This window comes from Sorangium sp. So ce375 (genome assembly GCF_051473855.1).
Classification (GTDB): Bacteria; Myxococcota_A; Polyangia; order Polyangiales; family Polyangiaceae; genus Sorangium.
On record NZ_CP150335.1, the window covers coordinates 2,987,521 to 3,006,529 of the forward strand.

Here is a 19,009-nt window from a genome sequence, read left to right on the forward strand (position 1 = left end):
CTACCGGCGACCTGCTCTCCGCTGCAGCAAGGAACCGCGGCGCCTCACGCCGGCTCGTTGCCCGAGGCCGCGTCGGCCTCGGCTCCCTCCTCGTCCGGCTCGGTCGGGGCGCTGGCCGACGACGCCGGCGGGGGATACCGTTTGAGCAGCTCAAGGAACGGCCTGTGCAGCGCTTCGACATGGTCTGGGACCTCGACGACGAGATCTCCGTGGCGGGCGTTGCTGCACGCGTGCTCGCGTCGCTCTCGTCTCGAACGTAGCCCGCGACGTCGCGCCGGCGCGCGAACGCCGGGATCTGCCATCGATCACGGCTCGAGACTCAGCCCACGGCGCAGAGGGTCACGAGGGGGAACGCGACGCGCTCGCGGCCGACGGCGATGCCTCGGGCGCGCCCTGCGCCGGCGCGCCCGGGAGCGCCGCGCGGGCGCCGGCTTCGCCCTCGATCGACGCCGCCGCGAAGAGCTCGTCCGGCGAGAGGATCCGGTCGATGTCGAGCAGCAGGAGGATCCTCTCGCCCACCTTGCCGAGGCCGGCGAGGTGGCTCTGGCGGGCCCGCGTGCCGAACGGCGGCGGCGGCTCGATCGCCGCTGCGTCGAGGTCCACGACGTCGCCCACGGCGTCGATGGAGAGGCCCATCCGGGTGAGCTCGCCGTCGAACTCCGTCTCGACGATGAGGATGCACGTCCGCCGCGTGATCACCGACGCCGGGAGCCCGAGCTGGACCGCGAGGTCGATGACCGGGATCACGCGCCCCCTCAGGTTGAGCACGCCGAGCACGGTCTGCGGCATCCTCGGCACCCGCGTGATCGCGGTGGCCTCGACGATCTCGCGCGCGCGAAGGATGTCCACCGCGAGCTCGTCCCCGCCCACGAAGAACGAGATGTACTGCGACGATCGAGGCTCGGGCGCGGCGCTCACAGGCCCTCCGCGCGCGGAGGGGCGCTCCCGTTCGCGCCCCGCGGCGGGAAGCGCTCGAACTCGGCGTCCTCGTGCAGCCCCGCGGGGGAGCGCAGGGCGCCGTTCGTCCTGACCCGCGCGAGCGAGGCGAGCACGGCGGCGCCGTTCGCGCCGCCCGGCGCGGCCGGGGCGCCGTCCCGGGGCATCGGCGCGAGGCGCCGCGGATCCGCCGCGCCCGGGGCGCGCGGCACGCGGGTGCGCTCGGGGAACGCGAGCTCGTCGCCCACCCGGAAGAACCGCAGCATGCCCGAGAGCGCGTCCGCCTGCGCCGCGAGCTCCTCGGCCGTGCTCGCGAGCTCCTCGCTGATCGCGGCGTTGCGCTGCGTCACCTCGTCGACGCGGCGCATGGCGCTGTTCACCTGGCCGACCGCGTCGGCCTGGCTCACCGACGCGGTCGCCACCTCCTGCGTGAGCGCCGAGGTCCGCCGGATCGACGGCGCCATCTCCTCGAGCAGCTGCCCCGAGCGATCCGCGACCTGCACGCTCGTCGACGCGAGCGCGCCGATCTCCTTGGCAGCGGCCTGGCTCCGCTCCGCGAGCCGGCGGACCTCGCTCGCGACCACCGCGAAGCCGCGGCCGTGCTCGCCGGCCCGGGCCGCCTCGATTGACGCGTTCAGCGCGAGCAGGTTGGTCTGGTAGGCGATCTCCTGCACGATCGAGACCCTCTCGGCGATGTCGCGCATCGCGACGACGGTGCGCTGGACCGCCTGGAGGCTCTGCTCCGCGGCGGCCGCGGCGCCGGTGGCGAGCTCGCCGGTCTGCTGGCTGCTCTCGGCGTTCTTCTGGATCGAGCCGCTCACCTCCGAGAGGCTCGCCGACGTCTCCTCCACCGCCGCCGCCTGCTCGCTCGTGCCCTGCGACAGGTTCTGCGAGGTGGCCGAGATCTGCGTCGAGGCCGCGGCGAGCGACTCGGCGCCCGTGCGGATCTCCAGGAGGACGGTCGAGAGCTTGTCCGCCATCTCCGCCATCGCCTCCTCCAGCTGCCCGAGCTCGTCGCGGCCCGCGGCCACGCCCCGGTGTCGCAGATCGCCCTCGGCGATCCGCCTGGCGAGCCCCACGGCCGAGCTCAGCGGCCCCGTGATGCTGCGCGAGACGACGACGCTGACGAGCACGCCGAGCCCGAGCGCCGCGAACGCGATGGTGCCCATCTCCCGCGAGGCGCGCTGCGCGTCGCCGGCGAGGGACACCTGCGTCGCCTCCATGTCCCTCGTGTTCGCCTCGGCGAGGCCCTCGGCCGTGGCCTCGAACCGGTGGATCTCGTCCTTGAAGTCGAGCATCACCGTGTTCGCCGCCTGGGCCGTGGGCAGCCGCCCCCCGAGGATGTCCTGCATCACGCGGCGAAAGCCGACGACGTAGCCCGTCAGGTCGCGCCGCATCGCGGCGATCGACTCCCGCTCCTGGGGCAACGTCACGAGGCGGTCGAGCTCGTCCAGCCGGCGCTGGATCTCCGCCTCGGACTGGTTCCATTTCTCCTGGTAATCCTGCTGGAGCGGGCGATCGCCCATGGTGAGGAAGCAGTCCTTCTCGTAGCGGCGGAGCTCCATGAGGTCCCGCTCGAGCTGCGTCGCGATCGTGAGCTCCCGGGCTTCGGACACGAGGAGCTCGTGCGTCTTCTGCGCGATGGACGTCAGCCCGAGGTGACCCGAGATCGCGATGGCGACCATGAGCATCGCCATGAACGCGAGCGAGAGCGAGAGACGCAGCGCAATCCTGAGCCGGTTCATCGTGTCCTTCCCTCCGGATCCATCGCCCCTTCCCGCGGCTCCAGGGCGGGAGCTCGCCGCCATCGATCCCGGGGCGGGAGCTCGCCGCCGCCGGAGCGGCCGCGGGAGAGGTCGTTCAGCAGAGCGTCCACATCGAGGATCAGCGCGAGCCTGCCGTCGCCGAGGACGGTGGAGCCGGTGATGCCCCGGGTGCGGCGGAAGAGCCGGCCGAGCGGCTTGATGACCGTCCTGCCCTCGCCGTCGAGCGAGTCGACGACGAGGCCGGCCTGGCCCCCCTCGTGGGCCACGACGACCACGCTCTCGCGGTCCGGCGCGGGCCCGGAGAGCGCGAAGAGGTCGCGGAGCCGCACGCACGGCAGCGCGCGCCCGTGCACGTGAAGGACGCCGCCCGCGCCCGTGGCGTGGGCGCCGCGCGGGAGCCCGACGCACGCGACGACCGCGCGGAGAGGGACGACATAACGCTCGCCGGCGGCGCTCACCGAGAAGCCCTCGATGGTCGCGAGGGTGAGCGGGAGCCGGAGGGTCAGCGTGGTGCCGACCCCCGCGGCGCTCTCGATCCGGATCGAGCCCTCCAGCGACTCGACGCGGCGCCGCACGACGTCCATGCCCATCCCCCGGCCGGACAGGTCGGAGACGGCCGCGGCGGTGGAGAAGCCCGGCTCGAACACGAGGCTGTAGAGCTCGCTGTCGGAGAGCGACTCGGCGTCCGTGCTCCTCCCCTGGGCGCTGGCCCGCGCCGCGATCCGGGCGCGGTTCATCCCCGCGCCGTCGTCGCTGATCCGGAGCGCGATGCCGCCTCCCTCGTGCGTGGCGCGCAGGGTGATGGTCCCGCGCGGGTCCTTCCCGCACGCCTTGCGCGCTTCTGGCGGCTCGAGGCCGTGATCGATGCCGTTGCGGATGAGGTGGGTCAGCACGTCACGGAGGCGCTCGATCACCGCGGTGTCCACCTCGACGTCGCCGTGCACGACCACGAGGCGCGCGAGCTTGCCGTGAGACCGGGCGAGATCGCGCACGGCGCGCTCGTATTGCCGGAACCAGGGGCCGACAGGCACCATCCGCGCGCGGCGGATCGCCTCCTCGAGCTTTGTGCTCAGCCGATCGAGCTCCTCGAGGCCGTCCCGCACCGCCGCGCCGACGGCGCCGCCCGCGAGCTGGATGTCGCGCGCGATCCGGTTCCGGGTGACCGAGACCTCGCCGATGAGATCGACCATGCAATCGAGCTTCTCGACGGTGATGCGGACGGTCTTCGCGCCCTCGCTCCGGTCGCCCGCGCTCCGATCGCCCTCGTCCGCGGCGCCCGGGGTGTTGCCCCGCGGCGTCGAGGGCGTCCCCTCGCGCCCGGCGCGCCGGGCGCTCCTGAGCCGATCGAGCACGCCCGCGGGCAGCGGCGTCGACGTCGGGGGCTCCTCGCCGCCGTCCAGCTCCGCGAGCAGGCGGCGCGCCGAGTCGACCGTCTCGAGGAGCAGCGAGACCACCATGCCCGTCACCGGCAGCGTGCCCCGGTGGAGATCCTCGATCACGTCCTCGGCGGCGTGGGAGAGCTCGCTCAGCCCGTGGACGCCGACGGAGCTCGCGTTGCCCTTCATCGTGTGGGTGACGCGGAAGATGCGCTCCAGGAGGTGGCCGGCGTCGGGCCGCCGCTCGAGCTCGAGGAGCGAGGCCTCGAGCTCGTCCAGGTGCTCCGCCGTCTCGGCGGCGAACATCTGCATGAGCGCGGCCTGGTCGGCATCCATCGGGATCACAGGAGCTGGACGGCGGCGCTGCCGTCGTCGGTGCGGAAGACGAGCTTGCGGCCCTGGTTGCCGCCCGTGTCCTGCTGGACGACCCGGATCCCGGCGGCGCGCAGCAACACGAGCCCGACCTCCACGTTCTGATGTCCGAGGTGCGAGTCCCGCTCCCGGAAGGCGGAGATCATGCAAGCGCCGCCGACGATCCTGGCCTGGAGCGAGCGGGGCGCGGCGCCGAGGGCCGCGAGCCGCTCGAGGAGCTGCTGAAAGGCGGTGTCGCCGAAGCGCCCGAGCGCCAGCTTGAGGTCGGGGCAGCGGGGGAGCACGTAGTGGTTCATGCCGCCCACGCCGAGCGCCGGATCCCAGACGCAGATCGCGACGCACGAGCCGACGATCGTGGTGATGCTCGTCGGCTCGGCCGACGCGAAGAGGTTGCCCGGCGTGAGGTAGTGGGGCTGCGGGCCGCTCGGGGGCACGCTCGGCCGCGCTCCTCCAGCGATGTGCCGCTGCGACAGGGGCTTCTGCAGGGTCATCGCCCCTCCAGGACGCAGCAGCGCTCCCGCCCCGCGCAGAACGGCCCGGCGGCCAGGGTGCCGAGCGCTTCGAGCAGGTCCTGCTCGATGGGCCCGAGCTCGGGTTTCTGCAAGAGCAGGTGGAAGACGGCGACGACGCCGACAACGCGTTCATCCATCGTGAGCGGGATACAGGCCATGACGTCGCTCTCGCCCCGCGCGCAGGGCGCCTGGGGGGCGGCCGCGCCTTCGCCGAGCGCGGCGCCCTGCCGGAAATACGGCTCGACCCGCCGCGCCACGCGCCCGACGATGCCCTCTTCCGGCGCCACAAGGACGGCGGACGCCGGATCGACGCCGTAGGCCGCGACGACCCTCGCGGCCCCGCTGCCATCGACCTCGAAGACGGCGATCTCCTCCGAGCCGACGAGGTTGGCGATGATGTCCTGGAGGGCGCGGCACGCCTCCTCACGGGTCCGGAGCGGCAGGAGCCGGCGGCTCGCGATATAGAGGCTCGCGAGCTGCGAGCGCTGCTGTTCCACCTCGGCGCACCGGCCTTCGGCGCGCGCGAGCGCCGCCTCGGCGCGGGTGGCGCGGCCCTCGAGGCGCTCGCGCGCGCTCCGATGCCGGACGACCAGCCGGCCGAGCGCGCGGGCGCGCCTCGAGAGCCGCTTCTTCTGCGCTTCGAGCGCGCTCACCCGCGCTCTCACCGATCGATCGCTGCGTACCGCGTGTCCCATCTCGCGCTCCCCGTGCCCATCACGCGATATGTCGGTCTTCATCTCATTCGCCGAGACAGCTCTTGACCTTCTCGAGCAGCTCCAGGGAGTCGATCGGCTTCGTGATGTAGTCAGAGCAGCCACAGCGAAACCCCTCTTCCCTGTGCGAGACCTCGCCTCGGCTCGTGACGAGGACGATGGGCGTCTCCCGCGTCGCGTCCTCCGATCGCAGCCTCCGACAGGCCTCGAATCCATCCATCGCCGGCATGATCACGTCGAGCAGGATCAGATCAGGCCGCTCGGCGATCGCCCTGGCCACCGCCGCGCTGCCGTCCTTGGCAGTGACGAGGTCATAGCTCTTCCGGAGGATCATCTGTTCCATCATCAAGACGGTCTCCGAGTCATCCACAAGGAGGATCTTCTTTCGAGACACCGCCGCCTCCCCTCGCAGGCAACGAATGCCACTCGAGCACTCGCCCGCCCGGCTCGACCGCCCCATCGCCCCAAGGCGCGTCGCCTTTGCTGAAGGTACGCTCGGGGCGTGCCTCAAGTAAACATCAATCGAGGCGAGACCACCCGGACATACAGCGTCTTTCTCGTCTTGCCGACGGTCCGGCCCGTCGGCCTCAACGTCTCGACGGCGCAGGCGCGAGGGCCGGACGCCACGGCGAGCGCGTCGTTATCCGGCGGAGGTGCGTAGATTCTTAGGAAGGGGAAGCAACAAAGTCGCGTGTCCTGTACGGCGGCTTACGCCGCGGGCGGATGGCGGCGCTCCGGGCTCTGTTGCGTCGGAGACGGTGTCCTCTGGTGAGTGCAGGAGGTCAGTTGTAGCGCTTGCCATGGACGTGTCTGCTTCACCTCGTCGCCCACGAACAGCGCGACGAAGAACGTGGAGAGAGGGTCGGCGAGACATTCACGGAGCTCTCCGAGCTCCCACGGGTTGCCTGGCCTGGCGGCGTTGGCTCTCTCGACGAGCTGTCGAGTCGCGGTGATCCCGCTTTATGGCGCGACCGGCTCCCAGCGGGCCAGCGGCCCTGCGGGAATGACGCCTCCCGAGAGGGGCACGCTCGATCTCACCGCGAACGCGCCATCCAGCGTCTGCAGGACGCCCGGCCCCGGGCGGTGGAAGCGCGGGTCGATGGCCAGCCCACGCGCGGTCCATTCCTGCGGCGTGTAGACGACGATGTCCTCTCGGTCCGGGTGCGTGAAGGCCGGAGCGTAGCCGCCCAGATGGATCAGGGGCGCCGCTGCGTCTGCGAATCCGTCCTCGATCTGAAGCTCGATCGGGTCGTCCGCCGCGTAGATGACGAGCGCCCGAAATCTCGCCCCGGCTGCCACGCTGACAAGGGTGGTCTCCTCGAGGGCCAGGCAGAGGAACGCGTCGGGGTTGTCCGCGGTGATCTGCACCGTACGCGGGGCGCTGTCGCCGCCTCGGCCCAGATAGCTTTGCACCTCCAGCTTGTCCGGAGTCGCGGCCGAGAGGGTCACTTGGCCCACGTCGGAGTCCGGCTGTACGAATCGGCCGGTCGCGCCCGCGTAGCCGTCGAGACCGAGCGCGGCAGCGGTCGAGCGACAGCCCTGCACGCGGGCGGCGGCCTCGTCCGCATCGGTCGCCGACAGCGCGAGGAGAGCGCCGTCGGCGCCGACCTCGATGCCCACCGTGCCCGGGGGGAGCGGCGCGAGCTCGGTCAGCGCGCCGTCGGCGAGGCTCACCGCGAACAAGGTGTCCCGCAGCACGAGCACCCGCTGATTTGCGGCGTCGAAGGCGAGATCCGCCGCCCCGGCCAGCCACGTCTCGAACAGCGGCACCACCGTCTTCGCGGCGGGATCGATGCTGAGCAGAGAGAACGAGCTCGGTCCACCGAGCGCATAGAGCCGATCCTTCGCTTCATCCCAGGTGAGGGGACCCAGGGCGCCGCTGCCATCCACGGCGTCCTCGAGGGCGCCGGTCGCGAGCGAGTAGGACGAGATCGACCCGGCGCGATTGACGAAGAGCGCCCGAGGGGTCGCGCCGCCCGACAGCCCCGTGACCTCGAGCTCCGCCAGCGGCAGCGCGCTGCCCGAGCCCGGATCGAGCGTGGCGAGCACTGTACGCCCCTCGAAGACGCCCGCCATCACCAGGGCTTCGCTCGCCGTGGGGGTACGGCCGCACGTCCCGCCTTCGCCCTGCTCGAAGCTCGTGGCGCAGAGTCCACAGCTCTCCCCCGCGTATCCAAGATCGCAGACGCAGCGCGCGAAGCCGATCGAATCGTCGCACCTCCCGTGCTCGCCGCAGCCGACGCCGGGCTCCTCGCAGGAGGGCAGGCAAGCGCCCGTCGTGGGATCCTGCAAGTAGCCGTCGGCGCAGCTCGCGCAGTTGATCCCGCTGTAACCCTCGGCGCACTCGCAGCGGGCGCCCGTCTCCGTGTCGACGCAGATCTGGTCCGGGCTGCAGAAGCCGGAGGCGGCGCACGTCGGCACGCAGGCGGTCCCGCTGTCCCGATAGCCGAGCGCGCAGCGCGAGCAGTCGTCCCCTGTGTACCCCGTCGGACAATCGCACAGCGCGGTGCCGCCCGCGTCCGAACAGCGGCTCGGCGCCTTGCAGTCGAGCTGGGCCTCCGCGCAGGTGGGGAGGCAGCTGCCGTCCGCGTCGTTGTCCTGGTAGCCGCTCTCGCACTGATCGCACAGCCGACCTTCGTACAGAGGCTCGCACGCGCACTCGTCTGCGCCGGCAGCCGCGACGCACGTGCCGTGCAGACCGCACCGCTCCGGGTTGACAGCGCAGTCGAGGGGGATGAGCGCGCAGCGGTCGCCGGCGAGCTGGTAACCGGACGCGCACGTCGTGCACGCGGTATCGCGGAACCCCTCGGTGCACACACAGGTCGGGCCCGAAGCCGAGCTGACGCACTCCTGCCGGGCGCTGCACATCTCGATACCGCAGCTCAGAAAGCCCGAGACCGAGTCCTCGCACCCCTGAATGGAGAGGAGCAGGAGCGGCCATGAGACACGCAGGGCCCTCATGGCGCCTCCCCGACCCACGCGAGCGCGTTGCCCGCAGGCTCGTGCGCGAGGCGAACTTGGAGGGTGGCCTGAGACGCCCAGTCCATCAGCGTGAGGGTGGCGCCGCGCCGTTCGGCGAAGCTCGAGAAGCTGTCGAGGGCCAGCGCTTCCCACGCGGGCGTGTCGTGCTCGGTGATGCCCTGGCTCGGCCCCGAGACGCTGAGGCCCGCGTCGGTGTGGACGATCACGCTATAGCTCGCGTCGGCGGGGCGCTGCGCCGCGTCGACGCTCACGGCTCGGCCCGGCGCAGCAACAAGGAGGAAGCCGGCCCGGAGGCTCGCGGACAGCTCGATCTCGAGCGCGGCCGCCCTGCTGCTGTCGTCGATGACACACACGGCCGCGTCGGGGTGGTCGACGGCGATGGTCACCGCATCGACCGGCTGGGTGCCCAGATCGGCGACGATCAGCGCCGGATCCGCGCCCTCGTACTCCAGCAGGAGCGGCGCCGCGCTCCCGTCGCCGGCGTCGACGACGACGTTCGCGTGCCACGCCGGGACGGCGCCGAAGCGCGTGAGGACCCCAGCGCAGTAGCGCAGGAGTCGGTCCTCACGGCTCTCCGCCTCGCTGCCGAGCAAGTAAGCGCGCGCGATCTCTGGATCGAAGGCCATGGCGAGCCAATCAGAGCCTTGCGTCTGGCCGACGAGCTCCGGTAGGGAATCCACGAGCTCGAAGGTCGCGCCCGCCTCGTCAAGCCCGAGGATCCTCGCGCGGTTCGGGTCGTACTCGAGACCTCGAGCGCCTGCCGCGGAGAGCTCCTCGATCTGGAACGTCTCGAGATCGATCCCGTAAATGGCGTCCGCCGAGGCGGAGAGCGCCCTGCCCCCGGCTGGATCCAGCGACAGCGCGCTCCCCAGATCGGCGTCCGCGCTCGTGAGCTCCTCGACCGCACCGGAAGCGAGATCGAGGATCGAAAGGCGCCCGGCGTTCAGCGCGAACACGCGACCGGAGCCCGGTTCGACCGCGATGTCCGTCACGGTGCTCGGCACGCTCGTCAGAGGGCGGAACGACCAGCCGGGCGGGACGAGCGCGCCGAGGACGCGCTCGGAGCCGACGTCGGAGAGCGTCAGCAAGGCTGGACCCGAGAGCTCGGCGACGCACCGACCGGCGTCGTTGCGCGTGAGTCCTACTTCGCAGCTCTCACAGCCGGCGCCCGCGTGCCCCGGATCGCAGCGACACACAGCCCCGCTCGCCGTCTCCTCGCAGACGCCGGACTCACCGCAGTCGATGTCCGGGGCGCTGCAGGTCGGAACACAGTCGGACCCGATCAGCGCAGGCCGGAAGCCCTGCTGGCACGGATTGCAGTCAGGCCGGTCATCTCCCGGCGCGCAGTTGCAGACGCGGCCTTGGCCGCAGCTGGGGTTGGGCAGCAGGATCGCGCCGTCGTCGCCACACCCGACGACCAGCGCCAGGGCCGTCGCCCAGAGTCCGTAGCGCAACGTCATTTCCCTATCCCGACGGTGACCATGAGCCAGAACCTCCACGCGCTGTAGTCGTACGTCTGCTTGGCTCGCCAGCTCGGTCCCTCCGCGTCGATCCCGAACAGGGGATACTCGACGTGCTGGACCAAGAGCTCGGCGCCGATGGTGTTGAGGCGCGACGTACGGAAGACAGGACCGGCATGGAACCCGTAGATCCAGCTGAAGCGGGTCGGATAGGTCACGTCGCACTCGCCGAGTTGCCCGCGAGCCCGCAGTTCGTCACACAAGTCCTCGTAGGCTTCTCCGTCCCTGCCCTGGGCGCTGCCTTCGCCCGCGAACAGGAACTCCGGACCGGCGAAGGCGCCAAATCGGAGCGCGAGGGACTTGGCCACGGGCAGAGCGGCGCCGAGCATGAAGGGGGTCGCGAACTCCCATCCGATGCCCCGCTCCGGCACGGTGAGTCCTCGTCCTTCCAGGGTCGTGCCCGTGGTGAACCAGAAGCCAAACCCGAAGTTCACGGGCTCCGGCCCGAACGTCAGATCGAAGCCGAGCAGCACCGGCGTGTGATCGTCGACGCCCTCCTTCCCCGAGCGCAAGGACAGCGGGCATTTGCCGGCGCACTGGCCCTGAAAGTCCAGCGTCCCGCTCCCGTAGGCGCCGTAGCCGAAGCGAAACGCGGTCAGCGGCACGCTCCGCGGCTTCCTCTTGGGCCGAGGCGCTGGCTCCGATGGCGCATCAGCCTGGGGGACCGGCGGGGGCACGGGCGATGGAGGCCCGGGCGGGTATGGCTGGTATGGATAGGAATACGGATACGGGGTTGGATACGGATACGGGGTTGGGTACGGATACGGATACGGCTGGGCGGCGCTCGGAGGAGCCGGTGCAGGCTGTGCGGGTGTGGGCGGCGGGGCTTCCGCGGGTGTGGGCAGCGGGGTTTCCGCGGGCGCGGGCTGCGACGCTGCAGGCGGCGCGGGTGCGGGTTCCATGGCGCTCGGGTCGGGCGCCTGAGCGAACGACCGCGCGCTCATGAGCAAACCGAGGCACTGCACGTGCCAGAAGACCCTCCATCGCGAGGTGTGCCGCCGTCGGGTTTTCACCACTCCCTCATCCTAGAGCTCGGGCGCGAGCTCAAGCAAGGGCCAAGCCAGCACCGTATCTGCTGCCAAACCCGCTTCGCCCTTCGCAAAGACCACGACATCCGTGTCGCACGAGGGCGTCCCTCCGCGCACACCCAGGTGATGACGCGCAGCTTCGGCCGCATTGATGCGTCGTCGGTGAACGCTCCGACGGGCTCGGGGGTGTCGGGTGCGTTGGCCCTCTCGACGAGCTACCGAGTCGAAGCTGCGACTCTTCGATCGTCATGATGCCCAATCTACCATGTTCGACCTTGGAGCCTTGGTGATCCCTGGTGAGCTCGGCCTGGCGGTCCGCTGTTCTGCGTCTGTTCGCGCCTGTTCCGCGCCCCGCGTCGCGGCCAGGGAGCTTGGCCGAGCGGCCGACCGGTGGTACCAGGACACGATGGACGTGAGAGCTGCGCTGCCCTCCCGGGATCCTGCGCGCACGGCGCTGCTGATCATCGACATGCAGAACGACTTCCTCGCGGAGGGAGGCGCGTTCTCGAAGCGGCACTGCGATCCGCACCAGCTCGCGCAGACCGTGGCCTGGCTCGTGGGCGCCGCGCGCGCGCAGGGGCGGGTCGTGGTGTGGGTGACCTCGGCCTACGGCGAGATCGACGCGGCCCCGGACGCGCTCCGCGGACAGACGCACACCGGCAGCGCGTGCTGCGCCCGCGGCACGTGGGGCGCCGAGCTGTTCCCGGCGCTCGTCCCGGCGCGCGCCGGGCGCCCCGCGGGGACGGCGGAGTGGCACGTCGAGAAGCGCTGGTATTCGGCGTTCCGCGACACAGATCTGCACGCCCGGCTGGAGCAGGCGGGGGTGACCGCCGTGGTCCTGTGCGGCGTCGCGACAAACGTGTGTGTCCTCGCCGCCGCCCGCGACGCGCGCCGGCTCGGCTACGACGTCGACGTCCTGGGGGACGCGACCGCGGCGGGGACCGCTGGCAAACACGCCGCGGCGCTGCGCGAGATCGAGGGCCTCGGCGGCCGGCGCCGCAGCTGGGCCGACCTCCTCTCCGACGGACCCGGCCCGGTGCACATCGCCGGCATCGGCGCGGGCGAGACGGCGCTGTGGTGCGGCGCCCTCGATGAGGGGCTCGCCGGGGACGCCGGCGCCTTCGCCGCCGTCGATCGCGAGGTCGCGTGGACCACGATGCGCCACCGCGGCGGGGAGGTGCCGCGCCTCGTCGCGATCCAGGGCGAGCGCTCGCTCGACGGCGCCGCGCCGCTCTATCGCCACCCGGCCGACGAGCAGCCCGAGCTCGGCCCGTTCACCCCCGCCGTCGATCGCATCCGCAAGGAGGTCGAGCGCCGCGTCGGGCACCCGCTCAACCATTGCTTGCTCCAGCGCTACCGCACGGGGCGCGACTGGATCAGCGAGCATTCGGACAAGACGCTCGACCTCGTGCGCCCGTCGTTCATCGTCAACGTCTCGCTCGGACGACAGCGCACCATGGTGCTCCGGCCCAAGCGCGCCGAGGAGGGGAGAGCTCTCCAGAAGGTCCCTCTGCCGCACGGCTCGCTGCTCGTCATGGACCTGGAGACGAACCGCCGTTTTTATCACGCCATCCGGCAGGAGGGGGACACCGAGGGCGTGGGCGGCGAGGGCGACGGTACGACGCCGCGGATCTCGCTCACCTTCCGGCACATCGGCACGTTTCACGATCCGGCGACCGGGGCTGTCTGGGGCGTCGGCGCGCCCGCGTCCGATCGCGCCGAGGCCGAGGCGCGCGCCCGAGCCCGGTCCGCGGTCCCCGAGCCGGAGCGCGAGGGGGCGGAGCGCGCCGAGGCAGAGCGGATGTTGCAGCTCTTCCGCGCCGAGAACATCGACCCCACCTTCGACGCCGCCGCGTATCGCCCGGGCTTCGATGCGCTCAACTTCCGGACGTTGCAAGAGCCGGGAGGCGACCGATGAGCGCGCTGCGCGCGGTGTATTTCGTGAACGGCTCGATCTCGAGCTGGCGCGTGCTGATGGCCGTTCGCGAGAAGGGCCTCGCCTTCGAGCCACGCCGCCTGCGCGTGATGCGGGAGCCCCGCGAGACGCGCACCCCGGAGTTCCTGGCCCTCAACCCGCGCGGCCAGGCCCCGGTGCTCGTCGAGCCCGACGGCACCGTCATGAACGAGTCGCTGGCGATCCTGACGTACCTGGAGCTGCGGTATCCCGACCCGCCGCTCCTCCCGCCGCTCGCCGAGCCAGGCGCGCTCGCCCGCACGCTCGCCCTGGCGCAGGAGTCCGAGGCCACGGCGTGCGTCTACGACCCGCTGGAGAGCCTCTTCGAGGCTGGCCCAGAGGCGGTGTCGCCGGACCGGCGAGCGGCCGTCCTGGGCGCGCTCTCGGGCGTGGAGCGCGAGCTCGCGCTGTGGGATGCGCGGGCCCAGAAGACACGGTTCATCGCGTCCGACGCCTTCACGCTCGCGGACTGCGCGTTCTACCCCGTGCTCGCCTACATGCAGCGCCGCGGGCTGTCGCTGGCCGGCTATCCCGCGCTCGAAGCGTACGAGCTCCGCGTGCGGGGCCGCCCCTCGGCGGTGGCCTCGTATCCCGAGGGCTGGTCCCACGACCGGGCGCGCCCCGACCTGTTCGCTCAGGCGCGGGCGCTCGCCGCCGCGATGTAGCTCGGCCGCCCCGCCTCACGCCGCGGGGGGCGCGAGCTGCGCCGTGGCGGCGCCCCGTGTGTGGTTCTGCATCCATCGCGCCGCGATCACCGCCGCAACGAGCGCGACGATCGTCGTGACAAGGAGCGGCGTGGCGCCGTCGCCGGACATGTGCGCGCGAGAGACGTTGTCGACGTGGATGCCGAGGTGCGCCGCCCACGCGACGAGCACGCTACCGCCGGATCGCAGGTGCAGCGCCGTCATCAGCACGCTGAGCGATGTGATGAACAGGAGGCTGAGCGGCCATGACCGCCAAGGGACGCCCGGCAGGCACATGGCGGGCAGGTGCCAGAAGGTCCATGCGACGCCGAGGACGAGGCTGGCGCGCACCGGGCCCTGCGCCGGAAGGAGCCGCCGGAGGGCATAGCCGCGCCACCCCAGCTCTTCACCCAGCGGGGCGAGGACGGCGATACCGCGCTGCTCCGGCGTGACAGGCGCATACAGGAGCGTCGCCGGCAGGCTCCCGCCGGCGAGCGCCAGCAGCGCGAGGCCGAGGAGGTGCAGCGCCGCCGGCACGCACAGCGCGAGCGGCGCATAGCCCCAGCCCGTCGGGGCGCGGTGGGGTGAGAGGAGCCCCGAGAGCCCTCCGCGGCCGCCGTCCCTCCAGGCGCACACAACGGCCGCGAGCGACGGGCCGACCGCCCCGAGCACGAGCGGCGCCATGGCGACGCCGGGAGGGATGCCGGCGCCCCACTGCTCAAGCAGCAGGGGCAGCTGGCAGAGCCATGTAATCGCGTATGCGAGGAGGAAGAACCGGGCCACGGGGCGAGGCATCGACCGGCGGGACAGCGGCGCGCGCAGGATGTTCCCATGGCCGCGCTGCGATCGCGGCTTACGACGGCAAGCCGCGTGGCGGCCGGCGCTGCATGCCCCTGCCGGGGTCGAAGCCGGGCCGCTTCGTCGATGAGCTCCGACAGGCAGTGGAGTGAACGCGGCCCCTTCTCGTCCGTTGTCAACCCCGCAGCACGAACTCGATATCGCTCGTGCCCGCGTAGATGCCTGGATGAGGCGATGCGCCGGCCGTGGTGTCCTCGATGCGCCGCGGTCACGCATGTGCAGGACGGTCGTCGTAAAGCTGCCTTTGCGACGCGCTCGCGCCATCGATGGTTGTAACCGATTGTAATCGTTTTCATGGCGGCACCTATGATAGGCGTGTTTGCCGGGCGATCGGATCTGCTCCCTGCCCCCGCGCGCTCCGGTGCGAGCGCCCCGAAATCGAGGAGGAACCATGCGCCGTCGCGGCAAAATTGGCTTCTTGCTATTCCGTACGCTTGGCTTGTTACTCGGCTGCGTGCTGCTGCCCGGCGCGGCGCACGCGGCCACCACCGCGATCACGTACACCATCGGTCACGCGGATTGCGGCGTGAACAGCTTCGCGCTGTACATGAACGGCACGCTGCTCCAGACCGTGCTCAGCTCGAACGACTGCACGTGCAACAGCACGCCGCTCCAGGTGAGGATCACCGATCCGGCCGTGCTCGAGCTCTATAACCCCGCGAGCTGTAATGACTTCCAGGTCGCGACGGTCGGCGACGGCTCCGTCGCGTGGGGCTATGCGCGCGTCGACGTCGCGTCGGACGAGGGGGCGGCGTCAGCGTGCCTGTTCGACGGCGACCCGGCCAACCCCAGCCCGCGCTGCGCCGATCGGGAGCTCTGCAACAGCTACACGTTCAACCTCGACTCCGTGGGGAGCGCGGACCTGGATGGCGACGGCATCGCGGCGGGCGCGGGCCAGAGGTGCGACAACTGCATCGTGATGCACAACCCGGATCAGAGCGACGCCGACGGCGACGGGATCGGCGACGCGTGCGACTACTGCGCAGGATTAGGGTCGTACGACAGCGACGGCGATGGGAGCTGCGATGGGGCGGACAACTGCGTTTATGGCTACAACCCGGACCAGGGCGACGCCGACGGCGACGGCCTGGGCGACGCCTGCGACAACTGCGCGGAGGCGGCGAACCCCGGCCAGGAAGACAGCGATGGGAACGGCCGAGGTGACGCGTGCGACAGCTGCTACGCGTCCGGAGACATCGACTCGGACGGCGACGGAGCCTGCGACTCGGCGGACAACTGCGCGAGCTACACCAACCCGGACCAGAGCGACGCCGACGGCGACGGCGTGGGTGACGTCTGCGACTACTGCGCAGGATCGGGGTCGTACGACAGCGACGGCGATGGGATCTGCGATGGGGCGGACAACTGTTACTACTACGTTAACCCGGACCAGAGCGACGCCGACGGCGACGGCGTGGGTGACGTCTGCGACTACTGCGCAGGACCGGGGTCGTACGACAGCGACGGCGATGGGAGCTGCGATGGGGCGGACAACTGTCACTACTCCTATAACCCGGACCAGAGCGACACCGACGGCGACGGGATCGGCGACGTCTGCGACTACTGCGCAGGCACGGGGTCGTACGACAGCGACGGCGATGGGAGCTGCGATGGGGCGGACAACTGCTACTACTCCTATAACCCGGACCAGAGCGACGCCGACGGCGATGGGCTCGGCGACGCCTGCGACAACTGCGCGGGGACGCCGAACCCCGGCCAGGAAGACAGCGACTGGAACGGCCGTGGCGACGCGTGCGACGCCTGCTACGCGTCCGGGGACACCGACTCGGACGGCGACGGGGCCTGCGACGCGGCGGACAACTGCTACTACGCCTTCAACCCCGACCAGGCCGACAGCGATGGCGACGGGCTCGGCGACGCCTGCGACAACTGCGCGGGGACGCCGAACCCCGGCCAGGAAGACAGCGACTGGAACGGTCGTGGCGACGCCTGCGACACCTGCTACGCGTCCGGGGACACCGACTGGGACACCGACGGAGTCTGCGACACGGTAGACAACTGCGGCGGCTACCACAACCCCGACCAGGCCGACAGCGACGGCGACGGGCACGGCGACGCCTGCGACTACTGCGCAGGAGCGGGGTCGTATGACACCGACGGCGATGGGCTCTGCGATGAGGCAGACAACTGCTACTACTATAACCCGGACCAGGGCGACGCCGACGGCGACGGCGTGGGCGACGCCTGCGACTACTGCGCAGGCGCGGGGCCGTACGACAGCGACGGCGATGGGCTCTGCGATCGGGAGGACAACTGCTATTACGGTTACAACCCGGACCAGAGCGACGCCGACGGCGACGGCGTGGGCGACGCTTGCGACAACTGCGCGGAGGCGGCGAACCCCGGCCAGGAAGACAGCGACATGAACGGTCGCGGCGATGCGTGCGACGCCTGCTACGCGTCCGGGGACCCCGACCGGGACGCCGACGGGCTCTGCAACTCCGTGGACAACTGCCCGTTCAGCTACAACCCCGACCAGGCGGACAGCGACGGCGACGGGCTCGGCGACGTCTGCGACTCCTGCGCAGGACCGGGGTCGAATGACAGCGACGGCGACAGGCTCTGCGACGGCGTGGACAACTGCCCGTTCAGCTACAACCCCGACCAGGTGGACGGCGACGGCGACGGTAACGGCGACGCGTGCGATCTCTGCGGCGCGATCATCGACAACGGCAACGTCCAGCTCGGCGTCAACTGCGAGGGTCACCTGAACCACCCGTTCCCCGGGGATCCTCGGGGCATCGGGTACCTGGGGCTGCGCTACCTGCCCACGGCCAACCCGTCGATCGAGCCGGGCGTGCAGGCCGAGGGGTGGGGCGTCGGCGACGCCACCTCCGGGGTGACCGGTTACGCGAACCTGTCCCAGGACGGGGGCGCGGTGAACATGGCGCGCCTGAGCTTCTCGTCCACCGGGAGCACCGCGGTCTCCACGGTCCAGGTGGGCTCGACGTTCATTGTCACGCACGACTACCACCCGTCGGCGCTGACCCCCTGGCTCTACGAGGTGGTGGTGACCATCGACAACATCAGCCCGGATCCCGTGGATCTGCGTTATCGACGCGTCATGGACTGGGACATCTATCCCACGCCGTTCAACGAGTACGTGACCATCGACATGGGGACGGCCTCGGAGCTGTTCCGCACGGACACCAATGGATTCAACAGCGCCAACCCGTTCACCTTTTTCAGCAACCAGCCAGGTCCGGTGACCGACGCGGGCCCGGCCGATCACGGCGCGCTCTTCGACTTTGACTTCGGCGAGCTCGCGCCCGGCGAGAGCAAGGTCTTCAAGACGTTCTACGGCGCCGCTGGCACCGAGGACGACGCCCGGAGCGCCCTGGCCGCCGTCGCGGCCGAGGCCTACTCGTTCGGCCAGCCGGACACCGCCGGCGGACCGGATCTCGGGGAGCCGAACACCTTCGTCTTCGCGTATGCGAGCGTCCCCGACGCCCCGGTCTGCGGGGACGGCGTCGTCGATGACGGGGAGGAGTGCGACGACGGCAACACCGACAGCGGCGATGGCTGCGACGCCGACTGCACCGTTGGGTGCCCCGACGCGGACGGCGACGGCCATTGCGATGTCACCTGCGTGACGATCCAGCGGGGCGTCTACGGCCAGGTGGCGGACGCGACGATCTGGGCGCTGTACCCGCGCTACAACGACGGGAGCTCACCCGATCTCCATACGGGCCTGAGCAACGGCGCGGAGAAGAACGCGCTGTACCGCTTCGAGCTCGACTCCATCCCGTACGGCGCCACGGTCGAGTCGGCCAGGTTCAGCACCACGCTCTACAGCTCGGGCACCGGCGAGATCCGGGTGCACCGCGTCAACGGCGCCTGGGCGGAGTCCACGGTGACCTGGAGCAGCTTTGCGGACAGCTTCGATCCGGCGGTCGAGGCGACGTTCCTCGGGGCGTCGTCCGGCGTCGCGACCGTCGACCTGGCCGCGCTCGTCCAGGGGTGGGTCGACGGCGTGCACCCGAACCACGGCTTCCTCTTGGAAGAGGACCTGACGGCGCTCACCAGCTACCGTTCGAGCGAGCACGGCATCCTCGCCGACCGCCCCTCGCTCGAGGTGTGCTTCTACTGATTGTCCTCTGACCCCGGCCGCTTTCGCCGTCGGTCGCGATCGCCGCGGCGGCCGGGGTCGTCCCCGCTCCACCCATCTCCGAAGCTTATCTGGGCGCCCTGGAGCGGCCTCTCGCGGCTGCGCTGGAGGATCTGCGAGCTGTCCCCCATACCGTGACGCGGCGGTCCGATCCTCCGCGCCAGCGACGAGACCCAAAGG

General features: G+C 71.2%; 13 protein-coding genes. 3 read left to right on the forward strand and 10 right to left on the reverse strand.

The annotated features are described in order from the left end of the window. Positions 1 to 339: 339 nt before the first annotated feature. From WME90_RS11360 to WME90_RS11400, 9 genes are all read right to left on the reverse strand, one after another. Complete coding sequence (locus WME90_RS11360; protein WP_437281113.1) at positions 340 to 918, reverse strand: chemotaxis protein CheW; 579 nt, start codon at positions 916 to 918, stop codon at positions 340 to 342. Beyond that, complete coding sequence (locus tag WME90_RS11365) at positions 915 to 2,681, reverse strand: methyl-accepting chemotaxis protein (protein WP_437281114.1); 1,767 nt, start codon at positions 2,679 to 2,681, stop codon at positions 915 to 917. Before WME90_RS11365 ends, WME90_RS11360 begins: the two co-directional genes overlap by 4 nt. After that, the gene (locus WME90_RS11370; RefSeq protein ID WP_437281115.1) at positions 2,678 to 4,414 is read right to left on the reverse strand and encodes a chemotaxis protein CheA; all 1,737 of its coding nucleotides are present in this window, start codon (positions 4,412 to 4,414) and stop codon (positions 2,678 to 2,680) included. Before WME90_RS11370 ends, WME90_RS11365 begins: the two co-directional genes overlap by 4 nt. A gap of 5 nt (positions 4,415 to 4,419) precedes the next feature. Then, on the reverse strand, positions 4,420 to 4,941 hold the full coding sequence (locus WME90_RS11375) for a chemotaxis protein CheD (protein ID WP_437281116.1): 522 nt from the start codon (positions 4,939 to 4,941) through the stop codon (positions 4,420 to 4,422). After that, on the reverse strand, positions 4,938 to 5,615 hold the full coding sequence (locus WME90_RS11380) for a GAF domain-containing protein (RefSeq protein WP_437281117.1): 678 nt from the start codon (positions 5,613 to 5,615) through the stop codon (positions 4,938 to 4,940). The genes WME90_RS11375 and WME90_RS11380 overlap by 4 nt, the downstream gene beginning before the upstream one ends. An 85-nt stretch (positions 5,616 to 5,700) precedes the next feature. Beyond that, entirely contained in the window at positions 5,701 to 6,069 is a 369-nt protein-coding gene (locus tag WME90_RS11385) for a response regulator (RefSeq protein WP_437281118.1), read from the reverse strand. Positions 6,070 to 6,635: 566 nt separating this feature from the next. After that, positions 6,636 to 8,636, reverse strand: a complete 2,001-nt coding sequence (locus tag WME90_RS11390; RefSeq protein ID WP_437281119.1) for a hypothetical protein — start codon at positions 8,634 to 8,636, stop codon at positions 6,636 to 6,638. Continuing rightward, positions 8,633 to 10,117 (reverse strand): calcium-binding EGF-like domain-containing protein, encoded by a 1,485-nt coding sequence (locus WME90_RS11395; protein ID WP_437281120.1) that lies wholly within the window; start codon positions 10,115 to 10,117, stop codon positions 8,633 to 8,635. The genes WME90_RS11390 and WME90_RS11395 overlap by 4 nt, the downstream gene beginning before the upstream one ends. Continuing rightward, entirely contained in the window at positions 10,114 to 10,782 is a 669-nt protein-coding gene (locus tag WME90_RS11400) for a hypothetical protein (protein ID WP_437281121.1), read from the reverse strand. Before WME90_RS11400 ends, WME90_RS11395 begins: the two co-directional genes overlap by 4 nt. 829 nt (positions 10,783 to 11,611) lie before the next feature. Here WME90_RS11400 and WME90_RS11405 point away from each other — a divergent pair. Further along, positions 11,612 to 13,123, forward strand: coding sequence for an isochorismatase family protein (locus WME90_RS11405; protein WP_437281122.1), 1,512 nt, complete (start codon positions 11,612 to 11,614; stop codon positions 13,121 to 13,123). Continuing rightward, a complete protein-coding gene (locus WME90_RS11410; RefSeq protein ID WP_437281123.1) occupies positions 13,120 to 13,824 on the forward strand; it encodes a glutathione S-transferase family protein in 705 nt (234 codons plus the stop codon). Before WME90_RS11405 ends, WME90_RS11410 begins: the two co-directional genes overlap by 4 nt. A gap of 15 nt (positions 13,825 to 13,839) precedes the next feature. On the opposite strand, the gene WME90_RS11415 is transcribed toward WME90_RS11410, so the two are convergent. Beyond that, positions 13,840 to 14,625: a CPBP family intramembrane glutamic endopeptidase gene (locus tag WME90_RS11415; RefSeq protein WP_437281124.1), complete on the reverse strand. Its 786-nt coding sequence runs from the start codon at positions 14,623 to 14,625 to the stop codon at positions 13,840 to 13,842. Positions 14,626 to 15,118: 493 nt separating this feature from the next. Between WME90_RS11415 and WME90_RS11420 the strand changes: the two genes are divergently transcribed. Next, positions 15,119 to 18,811: a thrombospondin type 3 repeat-containing protein gene (locus WME90_RS11420; RefSeq protein ID WP_437281125.1), complete on the forward strand. Its 3,693-nt coding sequence runs from the start codon at positions 15,119 to 15,121 to the stop codon at positions 18,809 to 18,811. The last annotated feature ends 198 nt before the right edge of the window (positions 18,812 to 19,009 follow it).

Coding starts and splice junctions, on each gene's coding strand:
- WME90_RS11375 (WP_437281116.1), bottom strand. CDS start 4,941: ATGACCCTGCAGAAGCCCCTGTCGCAGCGGCACATCGCTGGAGGAGCG.
- WME90_RS11405 (WP_437281122.1), top strand. CDS start 11,612: ATGGACGTGAGAGCTGCGCTGCCCTCCCGGGATCCTGCGCGCACGGCG.
- WME90_RS11365 (WP_437281114.1), bottom strand. CDS start 2,681: ATGAACCGGCTCAGGATTGCGCTGCGTCTCTCGCTCTCGCTCGCGTTC.
- WME90_RS11395 (WP_437281120.1), bottom strand. CDS start 10,117: ATGACGTTGCGCTACGGACTCTGGGCGACGGCCCTGGCGCTGGTCGTC.
- WME90_RS11390 (WP_437281119.1), bottom strand. CDS start 8,636: ATGAGGGCCCTGCGTGTCTCATGGCCGCTCCTGCTCCTCTCCATTCAG.
- WME90_RS11370 (WP_437281115.1), bottom strand. CDS start 4,414: ATGGATGCCGACCAGGCCGCGCTCATGCAGATGTTCGCCGCCGAGACG.
- WME90_RS11410 (WP_437281123.1), top strand. CDS start 13,120: ATGAGCGCGCTGCGCGCGGTGTATTTCGTGAACGGCTCGATCTCGAGC.